The following is a 984-nucleotide window of genomic DNA, read 5'->3' on the forward strand; positions in this document are numbered from 1 at the left end:
CCGTGCCGCGCTTGGCTCGGCACTACCAACCTTCGTTCAAATGAGATTTATTCTTATTTGACCGAAGTCAGCTAGAATACGCAGGTCTCCCATCTACGAATCACGGCATGTCTTCCGCTTTTGGCGCCGAAACGGTGCTTGAAGTCCGTCATTGGACGGACGCCTACTTCAGCTTCTCCACCACCCGCGACAGCGGCTTCCGCTTCGAGAATGGCCAGTTCGTGATGATCGGGCTGGAAAACGAAGGCGCCCGCCCGCTGATGCGTGCCTATTCCATTGCCAGCGCCAACTGGGAAGAGCAGCTGCACTTCTTCAGCATCAAGGTGCAGGATGGTCCGCTGACCTCACGTCTGCAGCACCTCAAGCCCGGCGACAAGGTACTGGTCGGCAAGAAGCCCACCGGCACCTTGCTGATCAGCGATCTGCACCCGGGCAAGCACCTCTATCTGCTGGGCACCGGCACCGGCCTTGCGCCGTGGCTGAGCGTGGTCAAGGACCCGGAAACCTACGAGCGCTTCGAGAAAGTCATCGTCTGCCACGGCGTGCGCTTCGAGAGCGACCTGGCCTACCGCGAATACTTCGAGGAAGAATTGCCGAACGATGAAATCCTCGGCGATATCGTCCGCGACAAGCTGCTGTACTACCCGGCGGTTACCCGCGAGCCCTTCCCCAACCAGGGCCGGCTGACCTCGCTGATGGAAAGCGGGCAGATGCAGCAAGCACTGGGTTTGCCAGCGCTGGACCCGGCCAACGATCGCTTCATGATTTGCGGCAGCCCGCACATGCTGGCTGACCTGCGCAGCGTGCTTGATGCCCGCGGCTTTACCGCATCAACACGCATAGGCACGGCAGGCCACTACGTGTTCGAGCGGGCCTTCGTCGAGAAATAAGAAGATTTGTGGGAGCGGGGGTACCCGCGCCGGGCGGGGGGGCGGGGAATAGTGGGGGTGTGAGGGGGGGGCCGCGGAGGGGGGCGCCCCCCGA

1 protein-coding gene is annotated in these 984 nt (G+C 62.0%); it reads left to right on the top strand.

Annotated features, from left to right (window positions below):
- The first annotated feature begins 107 nt into the window (after nucleotides 1-107).
- Nucleotides 108-890 carry a ferredoxin--NADP reductase gene (locus ABE493_RS19375; protein WP_346501032.1) on the top strand — a complete coding sequence of 261 codons (783 nt, stop codon included), beginning with the start codon at nucleotides 108-110 and terminating at the stop codon, nucleotides 888-890.
- Nucleotides 891-984: the final 94 nt, after the last annotated feature.

It is taken from the genome of Stenotrophomonas terrae (genome assembly GCF_039674165.1).
Lineage (GTDB): Bacteria > Pseudomonadota > Gammaproteobacteria > Xanthomonadales > Xanthomonadaceae > Stenotrophomonas > Stenotrophomonas terrae_A.